The following is a 24,924-nucleotide window of genomic DNA, read 5'->3' as shown; positions in this document are numbered from 1 at the left end:
ATGTTTTTACTTTTTATCACTAAAAGTTGTGTACAAAAGCTATCTTTGCGAAAATTAACAAAGATTTACACAAAATGTTTTCAAAAAAAATAACTCCTTTTTTGTATTTAGGAATATTCTATCTTATTATATCACTGATACTAAGGATTGTATTCTTTTTCCATCCGATCACAACAGCAAGTTTCGGATTCTTTGAAATCATAAAAGTGCTGGGTATTGGCCTCCTGAATGATATTTTTGTATTCATTCTCGCCAGTTCATTGCTAGCTGTTTACTTCTTGTTTATTTCCGATTCCAAGTATAAAAAACCATATGGTTACCTTATTTTCGGGGCTCTGGTCCTGTTCTTCCTATATATCTGGCTTATTCCTAACAATATTTTCAAGCAATACGGAGGTTCTATTTCAGAAGTCGCTCTTACTTTTGTCGGTATAAAGACACTCTTTTTCGGATTAATGCTTTTCCTTCCGACTCAAAGGATTAAAATACGGAACGTTTTATACTTTATTACCCTGTTTCTGTATGTACTTCTCATCATTTTCAACTGTGTAAGTGAATATTTCTTTTATAACGAATTCGGAGTACGTTATAACTTCATTGCCGTAGATTACCTGATCTATACCAACGAAGTTATCGGAAACATCATGGAAAGCTACCCTATTATTCCGTTATTTTCAATCATCATAGCTCTTACAGCCATCGTAACATGGTTTATCTATAAAAAAACAAAAGGAGAGCTTCTGGATCTCCCGAATATCAAGCAGAAAATGATCCTGTTGGGAACCTTTGTTGTGCTTTGCGGAATCAGTCTTCTTGCCATATCTTCGTTAATGCAGATCCGTTCTGATAATGTATTTGCTGACGAAATTGAAGACAACGGTCTTCCTAAATTTTATTGGGCATTCACCCATAATGAGCTGGATTATTTTCAGTTTTACCAACAAATCAACCAACAGCAGGCAGAAAAAAGCTTCTTAAGCCAATATGCTGAACAGACATTACAGAGAAACATTGTTGCAGAACAGCCTGAACTTAAAAAGAATGTTGTTTTGATTTCTATTGAAAGTCTCTCTGCTGATTTTATGGAACATTACGGCGGAACCAAAAAGATCACACCATTCCTTGACAGCCTGGCAGACCGCTCATTGATGTTTACCAATCTCTATGCTACCGGAAACAGAACCGTAAGAGGTCTTGAAGCCCTTACCCTCTGCATTCCTCCTACAGCCGGAGAAAGTATTATCAAAAGAGATGATAATAAAAACAAGTTTACCACAGGAAGTGTTTTCAAATCCAAAGGATATGACGTGAAGTTCCTGTATGGTGGCTACAGCTATTTTGATAATATGGAAGACTTCTTCGGTGGAAACGGTTATGATATTGTTGACAGAAATAGCTTTAAACCGGAAGAAATCTCTTTTGCCAATGTTTGGGGCGTAGCTGATGAAGATATGGCTAAAAAAGCAATCCAGGTGATGAATGCAGAAGCTAAGTCAGGGAAACCATTTTTCAACCACTGGATGACGGTTTCCAATCATAGGCCTTTTACTTATCCTGAAGGACGAATTGATATTCCGGGAACGGCAAAATCAAGGGACGGAGGTGTAAAATATACAGATTATTCCCTTAGAAAGTTCTTTGAAATGGCTAAAAAACAGGACTGGTATAAAAATACAGTCTTTGTAATCATTGCGGATCACTGTGCTTCCAGTGCGGGGAAAACAGAGCTTCCAATGGATAAATACAGAATTCCGGCTATGATCTTCTCTGATGGGTTCATTCAGCCTCAGAAATTTGACAGGCTGATGTCACAGATCGACGTGATGCCTACTCTCTTCGGAATGCTTAATTTTAATTATAAATCGAAGTTCTTAGGGCAGGATGTTTTCAAAAAAGAATTTCAGCCGAAGGCTTATATTGCAACATATCAGGATTTAGGATTTGTAAAAGATAACCGCCTGACGATTATTTCGCCTGTAAAAAAAGTAAAACAGTACAGTCTGGATCTGGAGCCAAGCAGCCTTGCTCCTGAATTCAAACTTTATTATAACGAAAAATTGCTGAAAAAGCCTGAGCAGAAACTGGTAGACGAAACAGTTTCCGCCTATCAGTCTACGTCATACTGGCTTAAAGAAAAGCAGCTTAACCGATAAGGTGAGGTACAAAACGGCTCTGGTTATTGGTGATTAGGTGAATACTTTCCCTGATCCCGATACCGGCAGGCTCCTGTCCTATGACCCAACTTCCTATGACCGGATAATTTCCTTCAAAAGCAGGAAGATCAAACAATTGCTGATAAATAAAACCTTCTTTACCGTACACTCCTGAATTCTGCTCAACCGGAATATGATTTCTGGTGAGGGTAACGTTGGCTCCTTCTCTTGAATAAATTGGTTTTTTAGCAAAATCTTTCAGATGTCTCTGTTCAAAATAAGCCTCAAGCAGATAAGGATGCCCGGGATACATTTCCCAGAGTACAGGCAGAATCGCTTTCGACGAGAGCAGGATTTTCCAGGCAGGCTCAATCCATTGCGATCTGAAATCGTTTTTCACTAATTTTTCTCCAAAACCGTCCTGAAGAATCCATTCATAGGGGTAAAGTTTAAAAATATATTCCATGATGGAATGGTCTCCGGCAATAAACTCTGCGGCTTCATCCGCCCAGCCGATATCCTGAACAGGAATAAATTCCGTATCAAATCCTGCCTGAGAAGCACAATCTCGCATATATTCCACATTCGTTACGTCTTCAATATTGGTAAGCGAGGCAAAATAAATATGATGCGGATTCATGTATTTTTTAAGATAGCTCCAATAAGCAACCAGTTTTTCATGAATGGAATTAAACTGATCTTTATACGGGTACATCTCCTGAAGCCAGTACCATTGTATCACCGATGCTTCATACAGCGAAGTGGGTGTATCCGCATTAAACTCCAGCAGTTTCAGGTTCTTTCCGTCAAATCCAAAATCAAATCTTCCATATACGGAAGGGTGATCTTCTTCCCAGCTTGTGATGATATACTTCCGGAACCATTCAGGGATATTGAATTTGGCCCAGAGATTTTTTTCAATAATATAATCCACGGCTTCCAGACACATCTGCCATAATTCCGAAGTTGCCGTTTCGATCTTATTAACTTCTTCTGAACTCAACTGATAATAATGGCTTTCATCCCAATAAAGGCCGTCCAGAGAATGGTATCCGAATCCCAGATTTTCCAGCTTATGTTGCCAGTTTTTTCTGAATGGTGACTGAATTCTTTCCATAATTTATGATGATGCTCTGAAACCGCTTTTTCCTAATCCACCTCTTACTACATTTCCTTTATAGGTATTTCTTCCGATATTGGATTTGCTGCTAATTGCATCACTGTAATATCCCGCTTTCTGATAAGAGCCATGGCTGTAAGATCCGTAAGGTCTGAATGCATGAAACAGAAGAAGCCCCGCCACAAAACCATGTGATCTGGAATAAGAAGCTGTAGTATCAGATCTCATATAGACTTTCTTTTCATTCTGATTTTTGGGTTTTTCCTGAGAACAGGCCGCTAAAATTCCTGTTACAAAAAGTAATTTTATAGAACCGGACTTTTTCATTATTGAACCGTTATAAAGAATTCGTAATCTTTTTTCGTCTTCGCAATAGGATTATTCCCGTCATTGTCATCTCCTCCTACCAGTGTATCCCCAAGACTTGGAATAGTATCTTTTTTTATAATCTCTTTAAAAAGCTTATTGTCTTTCCATATTTTATGTTTGGTAACCAAAACATCCGCATTTTCAATATGTTCCACAGAAAGCTGCGTCTCAACAGATCCTTTCTTGTCTACAGTATTCACTTCATCCTCTTTCACTTCTTTACATGCTGTAAGTGACAATATTCCAGTCAACAACAGCCAACATTTAAATTTTTTCACGTAGTTTTTAATTTTTCACAAAAGTAGTCATTTAGTAACGATATTATTTTAAATTTACAATTCAAAAAATTTATTACTATGAGATGGACAGACGACAGAGGCGGAAACGTTGAAGACCGCCGTGGTTCCGGAGGTGGCGGAGGAGGAATGATTGTAGGAGGCGGACTCGGGACCTTAATAATAGCAGCCATTGTTTTTTTCCTGGGAGGTGATCCTTCCGGTATACTGAATTCCGGCAGCGTACAGTCTTCCGGCAGTTCCCAGCAAAGAGAGCTTACAGCCAATGAAAAAAAGATCGGGGAAATGGTAGATATGATGGGAAAATGGAACATCATTACCTGGGATCAGATCTTTAAAGAAAACAATATGGAATATAAAGCTCCGAGGATTGTTCTTTTCGAAGATGCTACCCGTTCAGGATGCGGTCCTGCACAATCGGCTATGGGACCATTTTACTGTCCTGCCGATCAGACGGTGTATATGGATATGAGTTTCTTCAATGAACTTCAGCAGCGGTTCGGGGCACAGGTAACCGAATTTACAGTAGCTTATGTAATGGCCCATGAAGTAGGACACCACGTACAAACTCTACTGGGAACTACCCAGAAAGTAGATCAGTTAAGAAGAAGTGGAGAATATTCTGAAGCCCAGATGAATCGTGTTTCAGTAGCCACTGAACTACAGGCTGATTTTTATGCAGGGGTATGGGCGAAAAGAATAGACCAATCCAGAAAAGTTCTGGAGCCCGGAGACATTCAGTCTGCCATTGATGCTGCCCAAGCTGTTGGAGATGACAATATTCAGAAAAGATCTCAGGGATATGTAAACCAGGAAAGCTTTACCCACGGCTCTTCCGCACAGCGTAAAGAATGGTTTATGAAAGGATATAATACCGGAGATATCAGACAGGGCAATACATTTGATGAGCTTTTGAAATAAAGAATGGAAACTGGAAGTTACAACCCTGCCTGCCACTTCTAACAGCCATCATGTGAATTTGAACACTATTATTCTGAATCACTAAGAACATAAAAAAACCTGAAGGGATCTTCAGGTTTTTATTTTTATTTCAGCTCAATAGGATTACTGTTTTTCTTAGCTTCCTCTTTTACTCTTTCTTCTACTCTCTTTTTCATATCTGCCGGATTCTGATTGCCTCCGCCAGGGCCTCTTCCTCCGCCTCCAACTCTAATTGGAGCAGAAATACCACCGGAACCGCCGCCGCCCTGAGCCATCATAAATGACATCGGATCTGTTTTATATTTTTCCTGCTGCTTCAGATAATCTGCTCTTTTTACTTTCAATATATTTCCAAACTGATTCAGGCTTGGCGATTCAGTAATCTTATAGTTTTTCATCAGGTCAAAAGAATAATCTCCTTTGTCATCTTCAATTTTCACAATCAGTCCCGGAAGTCCTCCAAATTTATAAGGCCCATCCTGGTAAGGTAAATCTGTAGAAAACCAGGCAGTCCATTTTCTTCCTGCAAAATCAGTTTCAGCCTTCTGAACTTTATATTCTCCTATCTTCATCGTTTCTGAAGAAATTTTCCAGTTCAGAGGTCTGTCTTCCTCATAAGAATAAATATCCCTTCCTATTCTGTCTTTAAAATAGGTTTTTTGATTGGCCTTATCTTTTTCAACAGAATAATTGATATTGCTCCTCAGGCCTTCCATCTGCTCTCTGCTAAAGTTTACTCTGTCACCTCCACCCTGAAAGGCTTTCCGCATAATAGAATCTCTTTTTATTCTGTTCTCAGAGTAAAATACAGACTTTTCAGGTGAAATATCAAGATAAGCATTTTCTGTTTTTATATCACTTTTGTTCTCTGCATCCGGTTTCATAGTCACCTGATACACAAACCTATTAGTTTGGGCAGAAATATGCTGCATAAAGAACGCCAAAGCAATGATTCCTAATTTTTTCATGTATATTTTTTTTATTTTAATTCAATTGGGTTTTGATTGACATCATGTTTCATTGTTAAGTTTTCTATTTCGGAACCCTGCATAGAGAGATTACTATTTTCGCCTCCCATTCCCCTGTGCATTCCTCCCGAACGGCCGCCTCCATCTATTCCGCCTCCGTGTCTTCCGCCGGTGAAATTAGTATTCCCGGCTGTCATTGTTCTCCTGTTTTTATTAAACTCTAACTCCAGCGCTGCCTTATCTCCATTAAAATTAATTCTTGTACTTTGTTTGGCTTCTTCATTTACAGCTTCTTCAAATGCATTATTAACCATAATTTTTTTAACAAGATCAAACTTATAGTCTCCTTTGTCATCTTCGAGCTTAACAATCAATCCCGGCAATCCGGAAAACTTGTATGGGCCGTCTGAAATAGCGATGTCCTTTGTAAACCACGCAGTCCAGGTTCTTCCTCCGAAATTAACAATGGCTTTCTGAGCAGAATATCCATTTTGTTTCTCCACAATATTGGTGATTTCCCATTTCACAGGTCTGTCTTCCTGATAATACACAGGCTTTCCCGCTGCCCTTTCATAATAATGCACTTTCTGTTCCGGAATATCTTTCATGATAAAATACTCAAAAAAAGTGGGTTCAATAGGTTTCTTTAATTTGAGTTTAGAAAAACTTTTCTCCTCTTTTCTGCTGCTTCCCTTTTCTTCCGGTTTAAAAGACGCTAAAAGAGAATCTCTGATCAATTTATTTTCGCTGATAAATAAAGACCGGGCCCCCTTAATATCCAAAAAAGTCCTTTCCTTCTTCATACTCACCAGATTAATGGAGTCCGGATTTACAGATGTTTCATAAATATATCTTGTCGTCTGCCCATAGAACAGTGTTGTTAACAGCACAAAAAAGCCAAGTAATCTTTGTCTCATTACTAATTTTCTTTATAGATGAAAAATATAATTCAAAGTTAAACCAAAACAGAGTCTCTCAGATGACAGGGGAAAAATTTATATAACTTTAACTAAAAAACATGCTATTAAGAACAGAATCATTAAAATAGATATCTTCGATTTGAGATTGCGGAAATTAGTTCGTATTTTTGCATCATTAAATCATTCTAAATAAATACAATGATAAAAGTATCAGATCACGCAAAAGAAAAAGCCATCCAGCTGATGACAGAAGACGGCTTTAATCCTTTTGAAGATTATATAAGAGTAGGGGTTAAAAGTGGAGGATGTTCTGGTTTAGAGTATGTTTTGAAGTTTGACAACCAAAAAACAGATTCCGACCAGATTTTCGAGGACAATAACATTAAAATTATTGTAGATAAAAAATCGATCCTATATTTAGCAGGAACTATTCTTGAATATTCAGGAGGACTGAACGGAAAAGGGTTTGTTTTTAACAATCCTAATGCATCCAGAACATGTGGATGCGGCGAATCATTTAGTCTTTAGAGAAAAGACATAAGATCCTAGATTTCAAGGCTCAGCATGTTTCTGGCCAATGAAATCTAAAATCTGAAATCTAAAAAATAATAATGAGTAAATATACTGAAGACGATTTAAGAGTCGATCTAGAAAATAAAAAATATGAGTTCGGTTGGGAAACCAAAATTGATTATGAAGATTTCCCGATTGGATTGAATGAAGATATCATCCGTGCCATCTCTGCTAAAAAAGAAGAACCGGAATGGATGACAGAATGGCGTCTGGAGTCTTTCAGAATCTGGCTTAAAATGACGGAACCGACGTGGGCCAACATTAAATATGAAAAACCTGATTTTCAGGCTATCCGTTATTATGCTGCTCCAAAAGTAAAACCGGAACTGGCAAGCTTAGATGAAGTAGATCCTGAATTATTAAAGACTTTTGCAAAACTGGGAATCAATATTGAGGAACAGAAAAGGCTTTCAGGAGTTGCTGTAGATATTGTAATGGACTCTGTTTCTGTAAAGACCACTTTCCAGGAAACACTGATGGAAAAAGGAATTATTTTCTGCTCCATCTCAGAAGCCATTAAAAACCACCCTGACCTGGTAAGAAAGTATCTTGGAAAAGTAGTTCCGAGAGGTGATAATTTTTACTCTGCACTGAACTCCGCGGTATTCTCTGACGGAAGTTTCTGTTATATTCCTAAAGGAGTAAAATGTCCAATGGAACTTTCAACATATTTCAGAATTAATCAGGCCGGAACAGGACAGTTTGAAAGAACGCTTCTGATTGCCGATGAGGGAAGTTATGTTTCTTATCTTGAAGGATGTACTGCACCGTCAAGAGATGAGAACCAGCTTCACGCCGCTGTAGTTGAACTGATTGCAATGGATAATGCTGAAATTAAATATTCAACGGTACAGAACTGGTATCCTGGAAATGAAGAAGGAAAAGGAGGCGTTTTCAATTTCGTAACGAAAAGAGGGCTTTGCGAGAAAAATGCAAAAATCTCATGGACACAGGTTGAAACTGGTTCTGCCGTAACCTGGAAATATCCTTCATGTATCCTGAAAGGTGACGGATCGATTGGAGAATTCTACTCTATCGCTGTAACCAATAATCATCAGTATGCTGATACAGGAACAAAGATGATCCACATCGGAAAAAATACGAAATCAACGATTATTTCCAAAGGGATCTCTGCCGGAAAATCTCAGAACTCATACAGAGGTCAGGTAAAAGTAATGCCTTCTGCCAAAGGAGCCAGAAACTTCTCTCAGTGTGACTCTCTGTTGATGGGTAATGAATGTGGGGCTCATACTTTCCCATATATTGAAATTAAAGATCCTACCGCTCAACTGGAACATGAGGCAACGACTTCAAAAATTGGTGAAGATCAGATCTTCTATTGTAACCAGAGAGGTATTGATACAGAAAGGGCCATTGCTTTGATTGTTAACGGTTTCAGCAAGGAGGTTTTAAATAAACTTCCGATGGAGTTTGCCATTGAAGCACAAAAACTATTGGAAATTTCATTGGAAGGATCAGTAGGGTAATAAAGAGATGATAGCTACAGAAAGATTAATTTTAAGAAAACCTGTAAAAGAAGATTTTGAAAGATTCTTTGAAATTAATCATGATCCTGGGACCAATATTCATAATCCAAGCGGACCGATGAGTTTTGAAAAGGCAGAAAGCACATTTGCCAGAATGCTTGAGCATTGGGAAAAGTATAATTTCGGAGGCTGGGTGATTGCAGAAAAGGATATTCCCGAAAGCACAATAGGTTTTGGAGGACTGAGCTATAAACTCTATGGAGAAGAAGAAAAGCTGAATTTAGGTTATCGCCTGGCTTGCGAAGCATGGGGGAAAGGATACGCCACAGAGTTCACAAAGAAAGCTATAGATTTTGGGCTTAATGAGGAAAATAAAGAAGAAATACTCGCAATTGTCCGTCCCAGTAATATAGCTTCTGTTAAAGTTTTGGAAAAGGCAGGTATGATACAAATCGGGACCCTTAATGATGTCCCGGGTCAACCTGAAAGTTTAGTATATAGAATTCAAAAATAATTTGTTTAAGCAAATAAAATGTTAGAAATTAAAAACCTTCACGCCAAAATTGAAGATGGCGCAGAAATATTAAAAGGTATTAATCTTGAAATAAAACCGGGTGAAGTTCACGCGATTATGGGGCCAAACGGAGCCGGTAAATCTACCCTTTCTTCTGTCATTGCAGGAAAAGAAGATTATGAGGTAACTGACGGAGAAATTCTTTTCGAAGGAGAGGAAATCAGCGAAGACGCCCCTGAAGAAAGAGCACACAAAGGAATTTTCCTTTCTTTCCAGTATCCTGTAGAAATTCCAGGAGTTTCTGTAACGAACTTCATCAAAGCAGCTTTGAATGAAAACAGAAAAGCAAACGGACTGGAAGATATGCCTGCTAAAGAAATGCTTGCCCTGATCCGTGAAAAATCTGAAAAACTAGGTATCAAGAAAGACTTCCTTTCAAGATCTCTGAACGAAGGATTCTCAGGAGGAGAAAAGAAAAGAAATGAAATTTTCCAGATGATGATGCTTAATCCTAAACTGGCTATTCTTGATGAAACCGATTCAGGATTAGACATTGATGCTTTAAGAATTGTTGCAGATGGTGTTAATCATTTTAAAAATGAAGGAAACGCAGTACTTTTGATCACTCACTATCAAAGATTGCTTAACTATATTCAGCCTGATTTTGTTCACGTTCTGGCAGACGGAAAGATCATCAAAACCGGTGATAAGTCTCTGGCATTAGAACTTGAAGAAAAAGGTTACGACTGGCTTCTTAACTAAGAAGAAAATATTTTGGAAGGGATTTTATCAAACCTTTCTGAAGATGCGGAAAAACCGCGGTACTATTATTATTTTAAATATATAAATCAGGTGTGATGGCCGAAATATCAGTAATGGCTTTATACGATCAAATTATTGACAACCACGGTGAATTCTTGGAGACTCTTCGTCATAGATTTTTGGATGAAAACAGAAAAGAGGCGCTTCAGAAATTCGAGAACCTGGGTTTCCCTACCAAAAAAGACGAAGAATATAAATATACCAGCTTAAAAGAGATCACAGAGAAAAACTATAATTTTTTCCCGAAAGAAAGTCACAATATCACTAAAGAACAGCTTGACCAGCTTCATTTAGGTGAGGAACATTTTGACTGGATCGTTTTTGTAAATGGTAAACTTCATAAAGAACTGTCCAAAATTTCTATTGAAAATGTAGAGTTCCTTTCATTCAACTATGCTTTGAATGATGAGAAACACAAAGAGGTTTTTGACACTTATTTTAATACAATTGCTTCTAAAGACACTGCTTTCACGAACTTAAACCTTGCTTATTGCAAGTATGGATTCTTCCTGAAGGTTCCTAAAAATGTGGTCATTGAAAAACCAATCCATGTTTTTTACATTTCTCAGAACCAGGAAGAAAACACCTTCTACAATACCAGAAATTTACTGATCGTAGAAGAAGGCGCTAAGGTTGAGGTTATTGAAAGCCACCACAATTTTGACAGCACATATGTTCTGACCAACTCGGTGACTGAAATCTTTACTCATCCCAATGCAAAAGCAGACTGGCATAAGCTTCAGAATGACAACAACACGTCTTATCTTATTGACAATACTTTTGCAAGACAGGAAAAAGACAGCTTAACCACTGTAAATACCTTTTCTTTCGGGGGTAAACTGGTAAGAAACAACCTTGATTTTATTCATAACGGATCAAATATCAATTCATTCATGAATGGGATTACGATCATTGGAAAAGATCAGTTGGTTGACCATCATACAGCAGTGCACCACAACTTCCCTCACTGTGAAAGCTACCAGAACTATAAAGGGATCTTCGATGGCAATGCACACGGTGTTTTCAATGGAAAAGTTTTTGTAGATAAAATTGCCCAGAAAACCAATGCTTATCAGCAAAACAATAACGTATTGCTGAGTGAAGGCGCTTCTATCGATACTAAGCCACAGCTGGAGATTTTTGCAGATGATGTAAAATGCTCTCATGGATGTACCGTAGGCCAGCTGAATGAAGATGCTCTGTTCTATTTAAGAGCGAGAGGTATTTCTAAAAAAGAGGCGCAAGCTCTTCTTTTATATGCTTTTGCTAATGATGCGATGCAAAACATCGATATTGAACCGCTTAAAGAAAAAATATCAAAATTATTAGCGGAAAAGCTTGGAGTAGATATAGAATTTTAATCCATATACAATTGATACATAAAAAGCACTTCAAATGAAGTGCTTTTTTGTTTTTTATGCTGACTGCGTTATTTCTTTAACCATGATTGGTTATCTTTATTATCCGAACGTTTTCTACCATTGTCTATATTATAAGCAAAACCAACTCCCAGTGTCTGTTTCAGCTGGGTTTTCTGAATCTGGTTGTGGTCGTATAGAAGATCCAGCGTAATATTGGTAGAAACAAATTTATTGATCTTCATATTGAGGATTCCGCTGTAGCCAAGAACCAATCTTTCAGGGTGATCCAGGTAATTGGAAAATACAGAAGCTGTATTGATCAAGCTCATATTTTCCATGATTTTAAGCTTATAGATGGCTGTCCCTAAGAAACCGAACTGAAATAAAGAAGAGTCGCCATCGTTTTTCAGACCATAGGTTCCGGCAGTCTGCAGCTCTTTATCCAGAACAAAGGTCCAGCGGGCGTTGGCAGGACGAAGAGTCATGGTAAAGTTATCGTTAGGACGATACGTTACACCAGCCCCCACATTAAGATATCCCGGGGCCATGAAGTTTGAAATTTTCTTGGCATCCGGATTATTTCCATCTTCATAACCTGCTGCAAACTGCGTCTGAAGGCTCATTCCGCCTGAAATATACCAATTTTTAGCAAATTCACGCCCATAGTTCGTGGAAAGATTAATAACATCCTGGGTTTTTCTGGTTCCGATGCCTTTGGTATTATTCTGCCCGTATCCCAGAATGATAATGTTTTCCCAAAGATCTTTACCCTTCTCATAAGTCAGATTGTAATTTACTCCGGCAAGCCAACCAACGTTATTGGCTCCTCCCCCTACCCAGTTAGAAAAGGCAGCCTGGTTCAGCATTAATGTATTCTGTCCCTGGATAGACCAGGCTTTTACGGTATCAGCTGCAGGAGCATCTGTCTTTGTCTCCTGAGCCATTACGCCGATTCCAACAGATATGGAAGCAGCTAATAAAAGTTTTTTCATAATTAAGATTTTTCGATACAAAAATATACATATAATTTTTGTTAAAATACTAATCACTTTGTTTTGAAATACTAAAACTAGTATTTAATACATTAAAAACTTGAATAATACCATAAAAACAACGTACAATATGCCAAATGAACTTATAATATTTTTGTTTCTGAACAAAAAAAGCGCTTCTATAATGAAGCGCCTTTATAGGATATTTAAAAAAATTATTTCTTAAGCCACCATTGGCTGTCCTTACGATCCGAACGTTTTACTCCGTTATTCAGAGTATATCCGAAACCAATGCCCAAGGTCTGCTTAAGCTGTGTTTTCTGAATCTGATTATGATCGTACAACAAATCCAAGGTAATGTTGGACGAGATATATTTATTAACCTTCAGATTTAATACTGCTCCATAGGCAAGAACCAGTCTTTCCGGATGATCCAGATAGTTTGAAAAGACGGAAGCAGTATTGCTGATGCTTACATTTTCCATAAGTTTTACCTTATACAAAGCTGTTCCCAGGAAACCGAACTGAAGCAATGAAGAATCGCCATCATTTTTCAAACCATAATTTCCTGCAAGCTGAAGATTTTTATCTAACACAAAGGTCCATCTGGCATTGGTAGGACGAAGCGTTACAGTCAGATTATCATTTGGTCTGTAGGTGATACCCATACCGAGATTAAGGTATCCCGGAGCCATGAAGTTTGAGATTTTCTTTGCTTCCGGGTTGTTGCCGTCTTCATATCCTGAAGAAAACTGAGATTGGAAGCCGGCACCTAAAGAAAAATACCAGCTCTTAGAAAATTTCCTCCCGTAATTGGTTGAAATATTGATGACGTCCTGTGTTTTCCTTACTCCTACTCCTTTTGTATCATTCTGGCCGTAATCCATCACGATAATATTTTCCCAAAGATCTTTGTCTTTTTCATACGTGATATTATAGTTTACCCCGGCAAGCCAGCCTACATTATTGGCTCCCCCGCCAACCCAGTTTGAAAAGGCCGCCTGATTGATCATTAAATTGTTTTTTCCTAAAACCGACCAGTATTTAACGGTATCTGTCACTACCGAATCTTTTTTCAATTCTTCTTGTGCACTTGTATAGATCCCTATAGAAAAGGAAAGAATCAACAAAAACTTCTTCATTACAATAAATAATTTTCAATGCAAAAATATTAATATAATTTTTGTTTAAAAAAAATTCAGTCTGTAAAATCATGTAGTACTATTGAATTTAAACAGTTAAATGCTATTTCGATTTAGTAAATTCAATGTCAGAATATTACGTTTTCGTGTTAAAATTTAATCCCTTTTGTCTTAAAATAACCGGTTCCGGAAAAATACCTCGACAAATTTTCCGAAATTTATCATTGGCTTTTGATTTGACATATTTTCCGCATGTTTAAAAACGTTGTTTCCAAAAGAGCTGTTCTCTATCCTTTGCTGATGCTGTCAGCCATGTGGTTCGGCTATTTCCTCCAGATGCAGGGCTTTTTCCAAAGCTGTTTCGGAGCTATTATTCCTCTGCTGCCTGAAGGATTGCTGGGAATAATCACCTCACCCTTTTTACACGGAAATATAGATCATATTATAGGAAATTCTATTCCGATTGCTGTCCTGATGTTTCTTTTATACCAGTTTTACCCTCAGGTAGCTAATAAAGTTTTCATTACCGGATGGCTTGCTACAGGGCTTCTGGTCTGGCTGCTTCCTCCTATTGATATTCTCACAGGTGAATATATGTATACCTGTACCATAGGAGCCAGCGGAGTGGTGTATGTATTGGCTTTCTTCCTGTTTTTCAGCGGAGTATTCAAATGGAATATGAAATTGCTTACCATATCCATGCTGGTCGTATTATACTATGGCAGTCTTGTGTGGGGTATGTTTCCTGAAGAGTTGTTCTACAACCTTCAGGAGCCGAGCAGGATTTCATGGCAGGCCCATCTCTCCGGAGCTGTGGTAGGAAGTATTATTGCATTTGCTTTTAAAAAAGTAGGCGAGAAAAAAAAGAAGTTTATTTGGGAGTTTCCTAATTATTACAATGAAAAAGACGACAAGTTATGGCAGGAATATAAAGAAAATCACCCGGAGGACTTCATGGAGCTTCCCTATAAAAAAAGAGACGATATCTGGGATCATCTGGATGAATTAAGGAGAAAATAAAACTTAATTTACTACATTTGATAAAAAACGCATAATGATCTCTGATGAACACCTTTACACTATTGCTCTCCGCGAATGCAGCCTTATTGGTGATATTCTTTTTCACAGACTGATACAAACTTTCGGAAGTGCCGAAGAGGCCTGGAAAAGAGCAAAAAAAGAGTACTCTAAAACGGAAGGTCTGGGCCGGAAAACGGTTTCTGATATCGGAAATAAAGAACATCTGGAATTTGCAGAACAGGAGCTGAAGTTCTGTGAAAAAAACGGGGTACAGATCAGACTGAGACACCTAAATGAAACCCCTTCCCTGCTTAACGAATGTCCCGATGCTCCCGCAATTCTCTACCAGAAGGGAAGTTTTGACGAAAATGCTCCCAAAATAAGTATTGTTGGCACCCGGAATATGACTTCCTACGGCAAACAATTCATTCAGGATTTTTTCGAGGCTACTCAATCTTCAAAATATATATCGGTAAGCGGTTTGGCTTTAGGGGTTGATAAAGAAGTTCATGAACAGTCTGTTCATCATAAAATTCCTACAATAGCTGTGTTGGCTCATGGCTTTCACACCCTGTATCCATCAAAAAATAAAAAACTATCTGAAAAAATTCTTCAGGAAGGCGGTGCATTACTGACTGAATTCAACTCGTCCAGAAAACCTGACCGGGAAAATTTCATCCAGAGAAACAGAATCATAGCAGGACTATCACCTGTTACAATTGTTGTAGAGACAGCATTCGGAGGAGGTTCTATAAGTACAGTAAGCTTTGCCAATGATTATAACCGGGAAGTTTTTGCTCTTCCTGGAAAAATCACAGATCCTTACAGCCAGGGATGCAACCAGCTGATTTCCCAGAACAAAGCCGCCACCATTTCTATGGTAAGAGAACTTATAGATTCTTTGGGGATCAACAATCCCAGAGAGAAAATGGAGGAACTCTTTCCATACAGTGAAACAATCACTCAACTTTCTGACAATCAACAAATAGTATATCAATCCATCAAAGAGAATCCACAGATCACACTGGATGATCTGGCGCAGAAAATTTCCATCTCTTCATACAAAATACTGCCTGTTATTTTAGAATTAGAACTTTTAGGGAAAGTAAAATCATTTTCCGGGAGACAATTTACCGCAATTTAAGAATTAACGATTTCTTAATATTGCATTATTTAAGACATAACATTTAATTTTTAATAAAATTTAAACACAAATTATCAATTTAATAATATTTCGAAACATTATTATTTAATTTTTAACAATGTTAAAATAGAGTGTTGTGAATCTTGAAAAAAAAATTAAATTTGTTGACAATAATATTCAACCTTAGTATATGGAACAATATAATATTGACCAGAAAATCCAGGAGTTTATTGCAAAAATTGAAGCAAAAAATCCTAATGAGCCAGAATTTTTACAAGCTGTAAAAGAAGTTGCTGTAACTGTAATTCCGTTTATTATGACTAAAAAGGAATACACAGGCATGAAACTTCTTGAGAGAATGGCTGAAGCTGAAAGAATTATTATTTTCAGAGTTCCATGGGTTGATGATAAAGGAGAGATCCAGGTAAACAGAGGTTTCAGAATCCAGATGAACTCTGCAATCGGACCATACAAAGGAGGAATCCGTTTCCATCCTACTGTAAACCTGTCAGTTCTTAAATTCTTAGCATTCGAGCAGGTATTTAAAAACTCACTGACGACTCTTCCGATGGGTGGAGGTAAAGGAGGTTCTGATTTCGATCCTCAAGGAAAATCTGATATGGAAGTAATGCGTTTCTGCCAGGCTTTCATGACTGAATTATGCAAGCACATCGGTCCTGAAACAGACGTACCAGCAGGAGATATTGGTGTAGGAGCAAGAGAAATCGGATATTTATTCGGACAGTATAAGAAAATCAGAAATGAATTTACCGGTGTACTTACAGGAAAAGGTCTTGCCTATGGAGGTTCACTAATCCGTCCTGAAGCTACAGGATACGGTGTAGTATATTTCGCAGAGCAGATGCTTAAAACTATCGGACAGAATTTCGAAGGTAAAACAGTAACGGTTTCAGGTTTCGGAAACGTAGCCTGGGGAGTGATCAAAAAAGCGACTGAGCTTGGAGCGAAGGTAGTAACCATCTCTGGACCTGATGGATATATCTATGATAAAGATGGTATCAGTGGAGAAAAAATTGATTATTTATTAGAACTAAGATCTTCAGGAAACAACAGAGCTGAGGATTATGCTAAGAAATATCCATCTGCTGAATTCCACGCAGGAAAACGTCCTTGGGATGTAAAATGTGATGTAGCATTCCCATCTGCAACTCAAAATGAATTAGATCTTGAAGATGCTAAGAAATTGGTTGAGAACGGATGTCTTTGTGTAACTGAGGCTGCAAATATGCCTTCTACTTTAGATGCTATCAACTATTTCCTTGATAATAAAGTGTTATTCTCTCCTGGTAAAGCTTCCAATGCCGGAGGTGTTGCTACTTCAGGTCTTGAAATGACGCAGAACTCTATCCGTCTTAACTGGACTTCTGAAGAGGTAGATGCAAGATTGAAGGAAATCATGATCGGTATCCACAAAGCTTGTAGAGACTACGGAAAAGATGAGGATGGTTATGTAAACTACGTAAAAGGCGCCAATATTGCCGGATTCGTGAAGGTTGCAGAAGCCATGTTAGCTCAAGGAGTGGTATAAAATAAACCAAGGCTGGGAAAATTCCCGGCCTTTTTTGATATAGCCTGTTCCCGGGACAATGGGAAAAAAGTAAAAAGTGAAAGGAGAAAGCGCTGTATTGTACAGCGCTTTTTTTATTTTTAAATAGGCTGCTCTTTATCTGTGAAATGAATGTAATAAAACGAGCCGAAAAGCAGGACAAAAATTATTATTGGGCAATTTTTAATACAAAAGCTGTTTAGACTTTTTTATTAAACAAGCTTTACCATAAAAAAGTCCTGAAACAAGAATGCTTCAGGACTTACTTTCTGTTTGCTGAAATATTTACTTTGATGACTTTGCTTTCTTTTTGCCTTTTTTATCTTCTTTGGTTGCTTTTGAAGGTTTTGTAGCTTCTGTGTTTACTTCTGCGCTCATCGTCGCCTCAGTAGCTGGAGCAGCCGTAGCGCCATCAACGGTCGCTGTGGCTGTAGTGCTTTGTTTTGTTGCACCGGCATCTGTAGAAACGGTTCCGGTAGTTGTAGCTGCAGGCATCGTTGTCTGTGGTTGGGCTGTCGTAGTTTTAGCAGGGGTAGTCTCAGCTGGTTTCTTTGTTTCTGTCTGGGCTGATACGGTAACTATTCCGGCTGCCATAAATGCTGCCGCCAAGATTAACTTTTTCATAATGTAATATTTTAAATGGTTGTTTAGTTTAAACGAAACATTTTTCATTAAATTATCTGTAAAGTCCTTATTTAACGTACTTTATAATTATTTAAGAGGAATTTTGAAAATGCAGTTGAGATGGAAGATGGAGGTTAGAAAATGGGAGTTATTTGTGGTTAAGCCTAATTATGAAAGCCATTTACAGAACATTGAATACAAAAATTAATGAAATTTTTTGATGAGAAGAAAGGAAGATGGAGGATGGAAGTTTCTCACAGTTAAGCGCACTTCTGAAAGTATTCCAATAGAATAACTAATTGAGGCGGATTGCTCCTAAAGGATTGTTAAAATGACAATCTTTTGTTTTTCAGAATTCTTAAACTTCCTTTCTTCAGGCTTTATCGGCTAATATTCTTCATCATTTTCTCTACAAATTCGTAGGCTGCGGGACAGATTACTGTATTTTTCAGCATCAGGTGATTGATCTGGTAGATCTTTTTCCGGTCGGTATGCGGATATTCGCGGCAGGCTTTAGGCCTTACTTCATAAATTGAGCATGTATTATCACTGTTCAGGAAAAAACACGGAAGATGTTGCAGCACTTTGTCCTGATCTTCATCCACTCTTAAAAATTTCGTTTCAAAATCTGCAGGTTTCATCCGGAGGTGCTTCGCAATACGTTCAATGTCCTTTTCGGTGTATAAAGGTCCTGTAGTTTTGCAGCAATTGGCGCATTGAAGACAGTTGATTTCATCAAACACTTCATCATGGGTTTCCTGGACGATATAATCGAGGTTTTTAGGCGGTTTCTTCTTTAATCCGTCCAAAAACTTCTTATGTTCCTTTTGCTTCTGTAAAGCCTGTTTTTTGTAAAAATCTAAATCCATATTCTTTCTGCCTGATTGTCATTTGCCCATGAGGCAGTCTGCTTTTCTTTTGCAAAGATAAAATATTGTTTTCATGAAATTTATCAAGCTAAGGATTGAATTTATCAATTGAATTTACTGTACATTTGGACTATGAAAAAACTGGAATCCCGAGAAGATATTGAACATCTGGTCAATTCATTTTACACCAAAGTAGTTAAGGACGAGACGATTGGATTTTTCTTCAACGATATCGCCAAAGTAGACTGGAACAAACATCTTCCTAAAATGTATTCATTCTGGGAATCGATTCTGTTTGGACAGATGACTTACAAAGGAAATCCTATGGGGGTGCACTTTCCCATCAATGAAATCCAGGCGATGGAACAGAAACATTTCAACCGTTGGCTGGAACTCTGGAAACAGACCATTGAAGAAAATTTCATCGGAGAAAATGCTGATATGGCGGTCTACAAATCCGAAAATATCGCTAAACTGATGGCCTTCAAAATGGAACTGGCAAGAAGACTTTAGCAGACCCCAGAATAGATTATTCCTAGCCTATAAATTCAAAAAACCACAATTATACTTCCTGTTTTTAAGGAACGATTACTGTAAAAATATACGCTGCCAGATTCACTAAAAGCACTGTTCCGTAAAGAATATTCGTCTTTCCACGGCTTAATGAAAGCATTACGATAAATACGGAGAGCGAAAGCAGGATAATATCTTTTTTATCCAATCCCAGCACCAAAGGAATATCATACAGAATACACACCGTAGAAACCGCAGGAATCGTCAGTCCTATACTGGCCAGTGCAGAACCTAATGCCAGGTTTAAACTGGACTGGATCTGATTGCTTCTTGCCGCACGAATAGCCGCTACCCCTTCAGGAAGAAGCACTACTGCAGCAATAATCACTCCTACCAAAGATTTTGGAGCACCTATACTCTGAACCATATCTTCAATAGTTCCTGAAAGTCCTTTTGCCATCATTACAACGATTGCCAGGCAGACAACCAGGAATCCAAAGCTTATCACTGTTTTCGTGAATGTCGGGATATAATGTTCTTCCGGGTGTTCATCAGGCACAATAAAATAGCTTCTGTGTCTTACCGTCTGAACCATCAGGAATACTCCATAAATGACAAGACAGGCAATGGATACAAAAACAAGCTGAGCTTCATTATAGAAAGGACCGTTGACACTTGAGGTAAAATTAGGAAGAACCAATGTCAGGATCAGAATAGAAACAATACTTACCAGATAAGTCGTTGCAGATGTTCTGGCAAAGAACTGTTCGTGATATTTTACCCCTCCTACCAGAATACAGATTCCCAAAATACCATTCAGAATAAGCATTACCGCAGCAAAAACAGTATCTCTGGCCAACGTGATGGCCTGATCTCCTCCGGCAACCATAAGTGATATAATTAAGGCCACTTCAATAATAGTGATACAAAGCGCAAGAATAATGGTTCCAAAGGGTTCTCCTACTTTATGAGCGACCATTTCGGCATGATGCACTGCTGACAGAACGCTTCCTGTAAGCAGGATCCCTGCAATAACATCATAAATGACTCCTCCTCCCATCAATCCGGAAAAATAATAAACTACTGCCAGAATGGGAAAAATATACGTGTAATGTAAAAGTTCTTTTAATTTCATAAAGTGTCTACAAAATACAAAAACTATATGAATTTTGAAATATCCTGAGATAATATTAATGATATTTTAATGCCCCATAGATTAAAGTCCTGAAAATCTGTCAACATATGGAATAAAAGACCAACAGCTGCAATCCTGATATTCCCTTTAAAGAACAGCATTAAAAAATAAACAGCAATAGCGTAATATGAATGCAAAAAATGAAACCCAATACTGTTTCTGGACGGATCAAATATAGGATTGGCAAAAAGGTGATCCAGATCCACAAGCATGGTAGCCAGCATAATAAAATAAGCCTTTTTCCAATTTTCACGAAAAAAAACCAAGGCAATAAACACCGGAAACACCAGATGTAAAAAGTAATGAGTGATTTGTTTTATCAATATAATTTCAGAAGGCACCGTCATCTACAAATCGTTTTTATTATAAAAATGATCTCCTTAAAATGAGAGGAAGATCTCCTTTCTTTGCTTTCAGTTTAATATAATGGTCCTGCCCTTTGTTTCCATAAAAGATATACTCTATATCTGACATCAATTTCTTCTCGCGTTCTGTTAAACTTTTTAAAGAGGAATAGAGCAAAGCATTATTTCTGATAAAAATATAATTTTCCTTCTCATTCCGAGACAGGGGTTCCAGATTTCCGGAAGATCTTATGATGACCGCTTTTTGACTTTTAGACACCGTATTCGGCTGAAACGGAATAATCGTCAGCTGGTTCTGTGCATTGATCCATTTTTTATTTTGAAAATAGGCCCATGTTTTCTCAGGATCCGGAGTTAGAAGTGAAATAGCATACTTAGGCTGAACAATCTTCTGATAGCTTTTCTGCTCCACTTCATTGAAATTATCATCATACCCGTAAGTGATAATGGTATCGTTTACCTGCTCCAGATCAGCGATACCTTTCATATGGCTGATCCCAGCTGAATCACTGATGCTTTTATTAAAAAAACGGCTAAGGTTTTTCATATTTCCGGCATCCAATTGCATTTCTAAAAAGTGGCTCTTCCCTTGAAATTCAGCAATAACAGAAGTAAAGTCTGCCGATCCATCAGCATTTTTAATCTCAATTTCATCATCCCTGAGATCAATGGAAAAATTACTGATGTTTTGTCCTGAAATAAAAGAAAAGCTTCCTAATGTTCTGTTGATGAAATGATCTGCATTATATTTTTTCTTCTCTGAAGCCTTAAAAAAATCTGAATCCGTATTTTTTAAAGCCCGGTCAGAAGTCCCGAAGATACAGTAACCCTTTCCGATTTTAATGAAAATCTGGTCTTTCTGATAAAGACTATTCCCCTTATCTTTAAACTTCTGCTGCTTTAAATAGGTTAGAAATTTGGGTTGATCTTTGAGTTCAACCGCAGTGTACCACTCGGTGAATTTCGTATTCTTCAGGTGGAATATCTGCAAAAAATCGGGGATACGAATCCCCGAATCTTTTAAAGCAATATGTTCTTTTTTTTCTTCTGCATCATTAAACCACAACGATGGATGTGTTGTAAGACTGAAAACGTACTGTCCCGCCAGTTTCTTCACATCAATCAAAACCACAGCATCTGCATTTTCCGGGACAAATTGTAAGGTTTTGTCTTTATAAAAAAACACAAAATATATAACGGCGGCCAGCGGAATGATCAGCCAGGCAATCAGTTTCTTTTTCTTCATTTATAATATAGGTGGCTTTTTATCGGCTTCTTTTATTTTATAAATTTCATCGAAAAGATCAAAGAAATACATCAGGCTGTTTTCAGAAGAATTTTTGATGTTATAATCTGCTTCTGTCTGAATGCTGTTGTTTTTCACCTCTGTTTTATAATACACTTCTCCTACATTTTTTCTGATCAGATCCAAAGTCTTTCTTTCTGAAGGGCTCTTGAATTCTCTTTCAAGACCTACTAAAACTCTCTGCAGATCCAGTCTTCCTGACAACGGATATTTAGATGAATCTTTTGCCCATTTTTTAGAAACCTCGGACTGGTTTTTAGGATTGATATTATCTTTAAAAGAAGTAAGATAAACGACACCGTCTTTCACCGTAAAGAACATCTGGTCAAGATAGCCTCCGCCCTTTTCATCTTTAAAAGCATAAAAATCTCCTGTTTTTGTAAACTTTTTAGCCAGATCTTTATTGGTCACCAGTAAATTGAAAACACGGTTCCAGTAGCCTTCATTTTCCGTAGCAAATGCAAAGGTGAAGTTAGGAACCATTACTTCCTTCGTCTTTTTCACTTCTTTTGCATTGTAATCTTCATCGTATTCGTAATCTGTGTAATCCACTGTTTTTGGCTTCAGCTCATTCAGAACGAAAATCCCGTTTCCTGGGGCTATTTTGCTGATCGCCTCTTCATCCAGAATGATCTTCATGGTTTCCATCACCAGTTCCATTTCTTTCTGATATTCTCCTTCTCCTGTATCTTTAAGCAGATCATACATCATATCAAAAGATTTTCTTCCGTTGATATTCATCACGTAATATCCTAAACTTTTATCGTTGATAAGTGCTGCCAGCTTTTTGTTTTTCTTTCCTTTATAAACCTCTGAAATACTCTTCTGAATATCGGAATTTTTATGCTGATAATTATTAATCAGTTTTACTTTATCCTTATCAAAATACAGGTTATAAGCAGAATCCGAGTTGTACGCTCTTCCAAGGAACTGACTGAAATTATATCCTCTCATCATTCTCCCATAAAGCCCTTCATTCACCATTCTTCCGTAGTCTGTATAGATAAAAACATCTGAATTGGCATCGCGGAAATTAAGTTTATCCTTAGGCACTTCAATTTCTAAATTTGAACTGAAATACCGGTCGAATGCATCCTCTGCCAGTTTTTTCACAACCTTGAAGTTTTCTCTTCTGATAGAATCCTGTTCTTTTTGATACGCTGAATCTGCTTCTGCAATAGAATACTCCTCTTCTTCAGTCATTTCGTCTTCCCCTTCATAGTCCGGCTGCTTTTTCTCTTCAGGATATTTATGGTGTTTTTCCAGATACTTGATATCCTTCTGAATTCTCGTAATTTCAGTGTTGCTTTCTTTGATGCTTTCTTTAAGATATTTGATCTGGTCTTTCAGATCTTTTATTTCCTCTTTATAGTTAAAAGGTCTTTCCGGTTCTACTACATAAGCACTGTCTATTACTGCTTCAGCTGTTGAATCTACTGCAATTGCGGCGCTGTCTGCCACTGCTTCTTCTGCCCATAAATCCTTATAAGGTTTGGTATAGCTTACAAGACTCAGTACTGCGCGCTTATCATTCCAGGCAACAAATACATCATCATCCAGATCAACATAAGAGTAGTTATTTTTCTGGGAAACTTCCTGTCCTTTTTTCTTTGTAGAATTAATAAACTCTTTGAATTTATCTTTGTTATCTAAAATAAAATGAGCTGTATAGGTTTTTACAGAATCACTAAAGCAGGCATAATGGTACTGAACTTCATCATATTTGATCCCGGTTTTGGAATAATCATTCCATGAGGCTTTTTCTTTGCTGCTTTTCGTTATTTCCTGCAGTAAAGGATTAAATTTCTCCCAGTTTATTTTATTATTAAGCTGTTTCCCATTGATTTCCATATAAAATACGGCATCTTTAGGAAGCTTCATGCTGTTCTGTGCAAAAGCGAGCGCAAAACCAAAAAGTAAAAAGGTGATCTTTTGTGTTTTTAATAGGATAGATTTCATGGCTGAAAAGTACTTTTTATTGAAAGATAATAATATTTTGCATCTGTTTTTTCTGAAGGATCAGGTCTAAAACATCTGCTTCAAGTTTTACGGCTTTCTTATTGGGAGAAAGCTGGTAAGAACTGTTAGATTGCGATTTTATAGTGTTTTCAAACTGCAAAACAGAAGTATATTTAGCATTATTGAATACTTCTTTATCTGCCTTGCTCATTTTATCGTAGTCTGCTTTAAAAGTGTTTACTTTATTTCTGGTAAACGATTTTTTCTCAAGGCTCTGTCCGTAAATCTGGGTAGGAATCATTTTCCCAAGAATATTTTTTGATTTCAGCTGCTCCAGCCCGGCATTGATGTTTTCAATTTTCTTAAAATTACAGCTTAGCTTAATGATGTAATTATCAAAGTCCATCGTAGTCTTTACATTGCTGATTCCCGGGGTTGCCTTGAAAATTCTGGCCGCTTCACTGATCTTATTTTCAATTTCAGATTTTTTCGGAACTTTTTTCCCATTGATCGTTTCCATTTTAGAGATCGAAGCCAGTCTTGTTTTGCTCTTGCTGGCATTCACAATGATGGTATATTCCCCTGTTCCGTCTGCTTTTACGGAGGCTTTGTCTACAATATCAAAACAGCTTGTGAGCAGCATCAAAGGAAAGCAAAGTAAAAACAACCTGATTACGTTCTTCATAATTGAGTTTTTAAAATA

25 protein-coding genes are annotated in these 24,924 nt (G+C 37.5%); 11 read left to right on the top strand and 14 right to left on the bottom strand.

Annotation, left to right across the window (positions count from 1 at the left end; all coding sequences use genetic code 11):
* Window positions 1-74: 74 nt before the first annotated feature.
* On the top strand, window positions 75-2,153 hold the full coding sequence (locus tag FW768_RS16080) for an LTA synthase family protein (protein ID WP_153397134.1): 2,079 nt from the start codon (window positions 75-77) through the stop codon (window positions 2,151-2,153).
* Here FW768_RS16080 and FW768_RS16075 read toward each other — a convergent pair.
* Genes FW768_RS16075 through FW768_RS16065 form a run of 3 tightly spaced genes read right to left on the bottom strand, consistent with a single transcriptional unit; the run spans window position 2,143 to window position 3,920 of the window.
* Window positions 2,143-3,270, bottom strand: coding sequence for a glutathionylspermidine synthase family protein (locus FW768_RS16075; RefSeq protein WP_153397132.1), 1,128 nt, complete (start codon window positions 3,268-3,270; stop codon window positions 2,143-2,145). The two genes, FW768_RS16080 and FW768_RS16075, sit on opposite strands and share 11 nt — an antisense overlap.
* A gap of 3 nt (window positions 3,271-3,273) precedes the next feature.
* The gene (locus FW768_RS16070; protein ID WP_153397131.1) at window positions 3,274-3,600 is read right to left on the bottom strand and encodes a hypothetical protein; all 327 of its coding nucleotides are present in this window, start codon (window positions 3,598-3,600) and stop codon (window positions 3,274-3,276) included.
* Window positions 3,600-3,920 carry a hypothetical protein gene (locus FW768_RS16065; protein WP_153397129.1) on the bottom strand — a complete coding sequence of 107 codons (321 nt, stop codon included), beginning with the start codon at window positions 3,918-3,920 and terminating at the stop codon, window positions 3,600-3,602. Before FW768_RS16065 ends, FW768_RS16070 begins: the two co-directional genes overlap by 1 nt.
* Before the next feature lie 78 nt (window positions 3,921-3,998).
* On the opposite strand from FW768_RS16065, the gene ypfJ reads away from it, so the two are divergent.
* On the top strand, window positions 3,999-4,859 hold the full coding sequence (gene ypfJ / locus FW768_RS16060) for a KPN_02809 family neutral zinc metallopeptidase (protein WP_153397127.1): 861 nt from the start codon (window positions 3,999-4,001) through the stop codon (window positions 4,857-4,859).
* Between the two features lie 125 nt (window positions 4,860-4,984).
* Here the strand turns inward: ypfJ and FW768_RS16055 are convergent, their stop codons facing one another.
* Both FW768_RS16055 and FW768_RS16050 read right to left on the bottom strand, forming a co-directional pair.
* Window positions 4,985-5,848: a GLPGLI family protein gene (locus FW768_RS16055; protein ID WP_153397125.1), complete on the bottom strand. Its 864-nt coding sequence runs from the start codon at window positions 5,846-5,848 to the stop codon at window positions 4,985-4,987.
* Between the two features lie 11 nt (window positions 5,849-5,859).
* Window positions 5,860-6,765 carry a GLPGLI family protein gene (locus tag FW768_RS16050; protein WP_153397123.1) on the bottom strand — a complete coding sequence of 302 codons (906 nt, stop codon included), beginning with the start codon at window positions 6,763-6,765 and terminating at the stop codon, window positions 5,860-5,862.
* 201 nt (window positions 6,766-6,966) lie between these two features.
* Here FW768_RS16050 and FW768_RS16045 point away from each other — a divergent pair, with 201 nt between their 5' ends.
* The 5 genes from FW768_RS16045 to sufD all read left to right on the top strand — a co-directional run bounded on the left by FW768_RS16045 (window position 6,967) and on the right by sufD (window position 11,525).
* On the top strand, window positions 6,967-7,296 hold the full coding sequence (locus tag FW768_RS16045; RefSeq protein WP_153397121.1) for a HesB/IscA family protein: 330 nt from the start codon (window positions 6,967-6,969) through the stop codon (window positions 7,294-7,296).
* Window positions 7,297-7,379: 83 nt separating this feature from the next.
* Entirely contained in the window at window positions 7,380-8,828 is a 1,449-nt protein-coding gene (gene sufB / locus FW768_RS16040; protein WP_153397119.1) for a Fe-S cluster assembly protein SufB, read from the top strand.
* Window positions 8,829-8,835: 7 nt separating this feature from the next.
* Window positions 8,836-9,342, top strand: coding sequence for a GNAT family N-acetyltransferase (locus FW768_RS16035; RefSeq protein WP_153397117.1), 507 nt, complete (start codon window positions 8,836-8,838; stop codon window positions 9,340-9,342).
* 18 nt (window positions 9,343-9,360) lie between these two features.
* Window positions 9,361-10,104, top strand: a complete 744-nt coding sequence (sufC, locus tag FW768_RS16030) for a Fe-S cluster assembly ATPase SufC (RefSeq protein ID WP_153397115.1) — start codon at window positions 9,361-9,363, stop codon at window positions 10,102-10,104.
* 113 nt (window positions 10,105-10,217) lie between these two features.
* A complete protein-coding gene (gene sufD / locus FW768_RS16025) occupies window positions 10,218-11,525 on the top strand; it encodes a Fe-S cluster assembly protein SufD (protein ID WP_185152049.1) in 1,308 nt (435 codons plus the stop codon).
* A 68-nt stretch (window positions 11,526-11,593) separates the two neighbouring features.
* On the opposite strand, the gene FW768_RS16020 is transcribed toward sufD, so the two are convergent.
* Both FW768_RS16020 and FW768_RS16015 read right to left on the bottom strand, forming a co-directional pair.
* A complete protein-coding gene (locus tag FW768_RS16020; RefSeq protein WP_153397113.1) occupies window positions 11,594-12,517 on the bottom strand; it encodes a DUF3078 domain-containing protein in 924 nt (307 codons plus the stop codon).
* A gap of 215 nt (window positions 12,518-12,732) precedes the next feature.
* Window positions 12,733-13,659: a DUF3078 domain-containing protein gene (locus FW768_RS16015; RefSeq protein WP_153397111.1), complete on the bottom strand. Its 927-nt coding sequence runs from the start codon at window positions 13,657-13,659 to the stop codon at window positions 12,733-12,735.
* A gap of 252 nt (window positions 13,660-13,911) precedes the next feature.
* Here FW768_RS16015 and FW768_RS16010 point away from each other — a divergent pair, with 252 nt between their 5' ends.
* From FW768_RS16010 to gdhA, 3 genes are all read left to right on the top strand, one after another.
* Window positions 13,912-14,679 (top strand): rhomboid family intramembrane serine protease, encoded by a 768-nt coding sequence (locus FW768_RS16010; protein WP_153397109.1) that lies wholly within the window; start codon window positions 13,912-13,914, stop codon window positions 14,677-14,679.
* Window positions 14,680-14,713: 34 nt separating this feature from the next.
* Window positions 14,714-15,823: a DNA-processing protein DprA gene (gene dprA, locus FW768_RS16005; RefSeq protein WP_153397107.1), complete on the top strand. Its 1,110-nt coding sequence runs from the start codon at window positions 14,714-14,716 to the stop codon at window positions 15,821-15,823.
* Between the two features lie 190 nt (window positions 15,824-16,013).
* A complete protein-coding gene (gene gdhA / locus FW768_RS16000) occupies window positions 16,014-17,372 on the top strand; it encodes an NADP-specific glutamate dehydrogenase (RefSeq protein WP_153397106.1) in 1,359 nt (452 codons plus the stop codon).
* Between the two features lie 303 nt (window positions 17,373-17,675).
* Here gdhA and FW768_RS15995 read toward each other — a convergent pair whose 3' ends face one another.
* Window positions 17,676-18,014: a hypothetical protein gene (locus tag FW768_RS15995; RefSeq protein ID WP_153397104.1), complete on the bottom strand. Its 339-nt coding sequence runs from the start codon at window positions 18,012-18,014 to the stop codon at window positions 17,676-17,678.
* A gap of 380 nt (window positions 18,015-18,394) precedes the next feature.
* Window positions 18,395-18,883 (bottom strand): YkgJ family cysteine cluster protein, encoded by a 489-nt coding sequence (locus tag FW768_RS15990; RefSeq protein WP_153397102.1) that lies wholly within the window; start codon window positions 18,881-18,883, stop codon window positions 18,395-18,397.
* A gap of 132 nt (window positions 18,884-19,015) precedes the next feature.
* On the opposite strand from FW768_RS15990, the gene FW768_RS15985 reads away from it, so the two are divergent.
* A complete protein-coding gene (locus FW768_RS15985) occupies window positions 19,016-19,396 on the top strand; it encodes a group III truncated hemoglobin (RefSeq protein ID WP_153397100.1) in 381 nt (126 codons plus the stop codon).
* A gap of 64 nt (window positions 19,397-19,460) precedes the next feature.
* On the opposite strand, the gene FW768_RS15980 is transcribed toward FW768_RS15985, so the two are convergent.
* Genes FW768_RS15980 through FW768_RS15960 form a run of 5 tightly spaced genes read right to left on the bottom strand, consistent with a single transcriptional unit; the run spans window position 19,461 to window position 24,906 of the window.
* On the bottom strand, window positions 19,461-20,531 hold the full coding sequence (locus FW768_RS15980; RefSeq protein WP_153397098.1) for a calcium:proton antiporter: 1,071 nt from the start codon (window positions 20,529-20,531) through the stop codon (window positions 19,461-19,463).
* Between the two features lie 23 nt (window positions 20,532-20,554).
* Entirely contained in the window at window positions 20,555-20,938 is a 384-nt protein-coding gene (locus tag FW768_RS15975) for a DUF6122 family protein (RefSeq protein WP_185151993.1), read from the bottom strand.
* A gap of 16 nt (window positions 20,939-20,954) precedes the next feature.
* Entirely contained in the window at window positions 20,955-22,202 is a 1,248-nt protein-coding gene (locus FW768_RS15970; RefSeq protein WP_153397096.1) for a hypothetical protein, read from the bottom strand.
* A complete protein-coding gene (locus FW768_RS15965) occupies window positions 22,203-24,221 on the bottom strand; it encodes a hypothetical protein (RefSeq protein ID WP_153397094.1) in 2,019 nt (672 codons plus the stop codon).
* A gap of 16 nt (window positions 24,222-24,237) precedes the next feature.
* Entirely contained in the window at window positions 24,238-24,906 is a 669-nt protein-coding gene (locus FW768_RS15960) for a hypothetical protein (protein ID WP_153397092.1), read from the bottom strand.
* Window positions 24,907-24,924 lie beyond the last annotated feature (18 nt).

Origin of the sequence: Chryseobacterium vaccae, from assembly GCF_009602705.1 — a bacterium.
GTDB classification, from domain to species: Bacteria; Bacteroidota; Bacteroidia; order Flavobacteriales; family Weeksellaceae; genus Chryseobacterium; species Chryseobacterium vaccae.
Note: the sequence above shows the minus strand (reverse complement) of the source record. Positions and strands in the feature narration are given on the sequence as shown.